The sequence below is a fragment of the Aquabacterium sp. genome, assembly GCF_004297345.1.
In the GTDB taxonomy this organism is placed as follows: domain Bacteria; phylum Pseudomonadota; class Gammaproteobacteria; order Burkholderiales; family Burkholderiaceae_C; genus Aquabacterium.
Map to the genome: position 1 here is coordinate 1 of NZ_SCTN01000408.1, position 6250 is coordinate 6250.

Annotated in this window: 4 protein-coding genes; 3 read left to right on the top strand and 1 reads right to left on the bottom strand. The window is 55.9% G+C overall.

Annotated elements, in window-relative coordinates:
- Positions 1 to 374 precede the first annotated feature (374 nt).
- Positions 375 to 815 (top strand): toll/interleukin-1 receptor domain-containing protein, encoded by a 441-nt coding sequence (locus EPO09_RS15740; RefSeq protein ID WP_290644277.1) that lies wholly within the window; start codon positions 375 to 377, stop codon positions 813 to 815.
- A gap of 475 nt (positions 816 to 1290) precedes the next feature.
- On the top strand, positions 1291 to 3675 hold the full coding sequence (locus EPO09_RS15745; RefSeq protein WP_290644278.1) for a PAS domain S-box protein: 2385 nt from the start codon (positions 1291 to 1293) through the stop codon (positions 3673 to 3675).
- Between the two features lie 227 nt (positions 3676 to 3902).
- Here EPO09_RS15745 and EPO09_RS15750 read toward each other — a convergent pair whose 3' ends face one another.
- Positions 3903 to 5177 (bottom strand): IS1182 family transposase, encoded by a 1275-nt coding sequence (locus tag EPO09_RS15750; protein WP_367200076.1) that lies wholly within the window; start codon positions 5175 to 5177, stop codon positions 3903 to 3905.
- A gap of 383 nt (positions 5178 to 5560) precedes the next feature.
- Between EPO09_RS15750 and EPO09_RS15755 the strand changes: the two genes are divergently transcribed.
- Positions 5561 to 6250: 7TM-DISM domain-containing protein (locus tag EPO09_RS15755; RefSeq protein ID WP_290644279.1), on the top strand; the 690-nt coding region annotated here is incomplete at its 3' end.

The window sequence follows — 6250 nt, forward strand, 5'->3', positions numbered from 1 at the left end:
TCGCAGCCTGTTACTTGGCGTTTGGCTTAGCGAAAACACGTACCTTCTCTTCGCTAAGCCACATTCAACAACCTGCGCAATGCGCAACAAAAGCTAGGATTGAACGTATGGCAAGTTGTACAGCTCCGGTAAATGGTCATCGCACTTCGAGCGCGGCCGCAAATTGTCCCGCGTGCCGCGGTGGATCCAGAGGCTACCGAAGCGGTTACAGCTATAGCAGTGGCTACAGTTCGCCGTATTCTTCAGGCAGCAGCTACAGCAGTAATAGCAGGACGTTTGGGAGCAGCAGTGCACGGCCTCGCTGGTCCCGCGGAGGTTCATCAGTCTCTTACACACCGGCTCAGGTGATCTCGCTTACCCCTGTCCGCGAAGCAGTGGAAGCTCAAGCAGTTATTAAACCGGATCTTCGAGATTGTTTTCTTTGTCACGCATGGGACGACCGACAAGGTGCAGCGAAAGAGCTCCATGATCTTCTCGAGGCAGCTGGCGTCAAAGTTTGGTTCAGTGAAAAAGATCTTGGTCTCGGTGTGCCAATGATGCGTGCTATCGATAAGGGCCTAGCAGCCTCAAGAATCGGCTTAGTCCTTGTAACTCCAGCATTGCTCAACCGTCTTCCGAAGGAAGGTGTTGCGGACAAGGAGCTTTCGGCACTCCTTCGCGGTAACCGTCTGGTTCCCATCGTGCACGGCACAACCTATGCCGCACTTGAAAATGTAAGCCCTATGCTCGCCTCTAGAAGCGGCCTCGATTCCTCAGAGGAATCGATGGCATCTATTGCAACCAAAATTGCCGAGTTGGTTACCATCTGGAGTTAACGGCATTGGGGGAATTGCGCTTGCCCATCCCCGTCTACGCGCAACAGCAAAACTACTATTCAAAGCGTACGCCAACACTGGTCACGCCTTCGGTATTTTCGTGGCTAGTGTCGGGCCCTGCGCACTTCGCGCTCCGTCGCCGGTAGACCCGGCGTTGAACAACGCGGTGACTGTCGCCAATGTCAGGTCATGGCTTATAGCCGCTCCTTGAAGAAGGAGGGCTGAAAAACCGGGTTCGCTGCAGCCAGCAGTTCCATTGCTGTGAACTACAGCGCAACCCGCTGTTCCTGAGCGCGGAACAAAACACCATCACCGCAGCGAATGGAGCCTTATCGACGGATACATACATTCGCGATTGCAGCACTGGGCCTGCGTGCGGCCCTGAGCATAGTCAATGTGGCATTGATTTGCGTGGGAGGCGAATCCTGTTGTGTATGCTGTCAATCCAGCAACTCAAGGGGTCTGGTGGATTCACATGCCTCAAGCGTCGATGCCAGATAACGAAAGCCAGCGCCTGGCAAGACTGGCGCAACTCAAGGTCCTGGATACTGCACCCGAGACTATCTACGATCAATTGGCCCAAGCAGCGGCAGCTATTTGCGAGACGCCGATTGCGCTGGTGTCTTTGATTGATGCCGACCGGCAGTGGTTTAAGGCGACTATTGGATCGAGTGGCGTGCATCAAACGTCCAGAGATGTGGCGATTTGTGCGCATACCATCAAAGGCTCTTCACTGATGGAAGTGGAGGACACGTGGGCAGATGCCCGCTTCAAGATCAATCCACTCGTGTCTGGCGATGCCCTCATTCGTTTCTATGCGGGTGTGCCTCTTAGGATGCAGGCCGGTGAGTGCGTTGGCACCCTCTGTGTATTAGACCGAGTCCCTCGCAAGCTGAGTCAGGCACAGATCGCAGCTTTGTGTGCGCTTGGCCAGTCAGTTGCGCAGGCATTGCAGGAACGAGCAGCTCGCCAACAACTGTCGCAACAGCTCGCCGCCAGCGAAGAGAACCAGCGGTTGGTGATCGAGTATCAGACAGAATTGATCTCTCTGGCGGAACTGGACGGCACGCTCGTCTTTGTCAACGAGGCATATGCCCACTACTTTGGCAGCCAGGCAAAGTACATGACCGGGCACAATTTGTTCGACTACATCCATACCGATGATCGCGAAGCTGTCAGGCAGCACCTGACTTGGGGCGACGATGACGTGGTCCGGGCCAATGGCGTCAACCGCATGATTTTGGCAGACGGTAGCGCACGTTGGGTGGCCTGGACAAATCGCCGACTACCGGCATGCGATGGGCGCGCTCCATTGATTCACTCAGTCGGAAGAGACATCACAGCGCAAAAGAATGCTGAAGACGCGTTAAAGGAAAGTGAGGGTCGTTACCGTCAGCTCTATGAGTCAACGCCAGCCATGTTGCACTCAATTGATCACACGGGGCGTTTGCTGAGTGTGAGCGATACGTGGCTGGAGAAGATGGAATACAGCAGAGACGAAGTCATCGGAAAGCCTTCCGTATCCTTCTTGACGCCAGAGTCGCAGCAGCGCGCGGTCAATCACGAGCTCCCTGCATTCTTTAGCAAGGGCAAGTGTCAAAACGTGCAATATGAGTACGTGACCAAATCGGGCAAGCGCATCAACGTATTGCTCTCAGCGGTGTTGGAATATACCGAGGATGGCGCCCCAAAGCGTTCTCTGGCTGTGCTTCAGGATGTGAGCGACAAGCATGCCGCTGAGCGGCAACAGCGGCAGGCTGCGCACCTCCTGCAGGTTGTCATGGACAACATACCGGCAAGGATCAGCTATTGGACCAACGACTATCGCAACATCTTCGCGAACACGGCTTTCCAGCGTGCCTTCAAGTGCGAAGGTCAAGCCCTGGCAGGGCGTTTTACCTGGGAAATCATGGGTGAAGGGTGGTGGCGCAAGATCAAGAACATCGTTGATGTTGCGCTAACTGGCCAAGAGCAGTGGTTTGAGGTGTCTTCCGTTGATGACAGCGGCGAACGCATGGACACCGAATTGCGGATTGCACCGAACTTCTTCGAAGGGCGAGTGCTCGGTGTGTTCGTCATTGCGCTGGATATCACGCCTAGACGATTGGCTGAAGAACTGCGGCTTGCGCAACGAGCTCGTGAGCAACTGGAGCGTGACGCGCAAGAGCTTCAACGCCTGCTGAAAGAGCGGAACGAGATGCTGGACGTACTGGCGCATGAGGTCCGCCAACCTATCAACAACGCTTCTGCCGCACTGCAATGGGCCCAGCGGGCGCTACAGCTGTCAGGTACCCAGGATCAGCTGAATCCCATAGGAAAAGCGCAAGCCGTCCTGTACGGAGTACAGAACAGCGTGAACAACATCCTGGCTGTAGCCACGCAACTCAGTCATCAATCGGAACCCATGACGGCGGATTTCGATCTTGACATGCTGCTGTCTATCAGCGCTGCGGACATGCCCGAAACTGAGCGTTGGCGTATCGAGATAGTCAATACATCTGGTATCAAGACCCTTCACACGGACGCATCGCTGCTTAGACTTGCTCTGCGCAACCTTTTGAAAAATGCACTGGACTTCTCGTCCGCTGAATCGCTTGTTACCCTCAAGATTTCCGAGTCTGATCAGGAGTGCGGTCTGAATGTCGATGTGATCGACAGGGGCGCTGGTATTGACGCGAACGTTCTACCTAGACTTTTCGAGCGACATGTTCACGGCTATCACCTCGGTCGGGTCAGCCACGGGTTGGGGCTCTACATCGTGAGAGAGGCGATGACGCTCCTTGGCGGAACGGTTGACATGTTGGCAACCGGGCCATCAGGTACCTGCATGCGTCTTTACCTGAGAGATAGCCTTCGCTAGGCAACGCCATCAAGGGCGCCCCCCCGGCGCATCGTCAATGGCGAAAATGCCCTGAAAGCCACCATTTAAGCTTTGCCTACCCAACTAATTCGCGCAATGACTTGTAGTGAACAAGCGCAGACTGCCAGAGATATCTGAGCCAATGGGCGCGTTTGGGCGCCAGCGTGGCGTTTTCCCGAGAGGTCAACATGGCACGGTTTACGCTGCGACAGGGGGGCGGTTCAGGCTCACCCGCGATGGGCGCGTTTTTTCAGTATCACGGCTGGCTGGCGCCTGGCATACGTCTGTTTCGCTCGATCAAGTTCCCCGCAAAGGCGCTGTGGGTTAGCCTGGCGTTTACTGTGCCACTGGTTGTCATGCTGACAGCACCTGTCTTTCGACGGGCACTGCTTGCAATCGTGTTGACTCGCCCGATAGATCACGGTGTCGGCTTTGGTGATGCGTGAACGTGGGCTCGTGAACTGGCGCCACTCGCTGCGTAACGGATGACCTTGCGGACAGCGGTATTCGTTGGCTTGTTCGTTCCATTCAAAGTCGCTGCTGGACAATGTGTTGTCCTTGCGCTCGGTCTTGTCCCAGACCGGCACATGCGGCTCGATTCCTTTCTCCTGGACCATCCATCCAAGCATGGATGCCGTACCGTAAGCCGTATCGCCAACCAAACGTTGTGGCTTGACGCCGAACCTGGCTTCTACCCTATCCACCATCGTTTTGGTGGCATCGACCTCCTGCGATCGGTGCGAGGGCGTGGCCTCTACATCCATGATCACACCTGCATGCAGGTCAATCAGGTAGTTGGTGGAGTAAGCAAAGAACGCGGGTCCGGCAGGTGCGGCAGTCCAGCGTGATGCTGGATCTGTCAGCGAGATGCTCTTGGGCGGAGTTGATGGTGGCAGCTCGTCGCTAGCGTCCTCGTCAAATGGATTCTGCGCGTCAAGGGCATCAAGGTATTCACGGACCGCTCGGCTTGATGCCCCATCCTCGTGCCATCCAGCAACCTCTGCACCAGGTACACCGCGAGCACGGTTGGCATCTGCTTTGATCACGCTGGCATCGATGGCGAAGCCTTCGCCTCGAACCAGGCCTTCACTCATGCAACGGCGCAATACGGCTTCAAAGACATGTCGAAATGCTTCACTCTGACGGAAGCGAACATGCCGGTTCTTTGAGAAGGTCGAGTGGTTCGGCACCTTGTCTTCGAGGCCCAAGCGACAGAACCAACGGTATGCAAGGTTCAAGTGAACCTCATCGCATAGCCGGCGTTCAGACCGGATGCCAAAGCAATACCCAATGACGAGCATGCGAACCATCAGGACGGGATCAATCGATGGACGTCCTGTGTGACTGTAAAAGGGTGCTAGGTGCTGCCGCAGATCGCCAAGGTCTAGGAACCGATCAATGCCGCGCAACAGATGGTCGCGAGGCACGTGTTCATCGAGGTTGAACGAATAGAACAGCTGATCCTGATTGCCTGCTTGACCCATCATGGTGTGCCCCTCCATCAATGGATGAGGGCGTGCAAGTGGTGGGCCGATTCCGTGGATCGACCGAGTTTTTCAACAGAATTGGCTGGGAGCGGCCGGTCGCATCTGCGCGTTGGAGGGCAGCGTTCGTTCCGTTGCAGTCATTCGGCAGTTCAAGGTTGGCTACAGCAACTTAGAGACCGGCCTCTAAATTCTATTGGCACGGCAGTGTCCGGTTTCGGCGGCTCGATCTTGCTTTTGTTCTTTTGTCAGTTGGGCCGAATAGCCGCAGCGAGCCACAAATGTGACGTCCCCGTGAGGAATCGCACTGCTTGAGGGGGTTGCGTCGGGGTTAGTCGCGAGAGAATGCTTAGACATGACTCTCTACGATTGCCGCACAAGTCATGCAACAGGAGCAGTCAATGCATGCCCGTCAATTGTCCACCGTGACACCGGTCAGGCCCGGCTGGCGCCGTGCCTGGCAGTTGCTGGGGGGCGCGCTGCTGGCTTGTGCCTCCATGCACCATGGCTTGTCTCAGGCTCAAATGGTGGCGCAGCCGATCTGCGACGTCCACCCTGTCGAAGTGCGCGTGGATGACAGTCTGAAGATGAGGCCCGTTGGCAGGGATCTGCTTGTCATGGAAGACGAATCAGGCCGTTTGACGCTAGATCAGGCTAAGGCCACGTGCACGGGCTGGAAGGCCCATTCCCATAGCGCCATTCAGAATGGCATTTCGCGTAGTGCGTGGTGGGTGCGACTGAAGGTGCGCAATACCAGTTCCAATGCGAAGAAGGTCTTTTTGGACATGCAGGACAGCTTGCAGGACTACGTCGACGTATATGTGCTGGACGGAATGGGCAAAGTGAAGCATCAATGGTTCACTGGCGACCGGCGGCCTTTCGAGCAAAGACCGATTCCAGACAGTGCTGTTGTGCTTCCTCTGGATATACCTGCAGGAACCACCGCCGAAGTCATGATTCGCCTTGCAGCCTACGATGGGCTGCATGAAGTGCTCACACCCGTTCTGCGCAGTGAGGACAATTTCACACGACATGCCCAGCAACGTACCTTCGTGAATGCGCTGTATGTCGGCGTGGTAGCTGCCCTGATC

Bases quoted from the DNA above. Each gene is read 5' to 3' on its own strand.
- EPO09_RS15745 (WP_290644278.1), top strand. From the start codon at position 1,291: ATGCCTCAAGCGTCGATGCCAGATAACGAAAGCCAGCGCCTGGCAAGA.
- EPO09_RS15750 (WP_367200076.1), bottom strand. From the start codon at position 5,177: ATGGAGGGGCACACCATGATGGGTCAAGCAGGCAATCAGGATCAGCTG.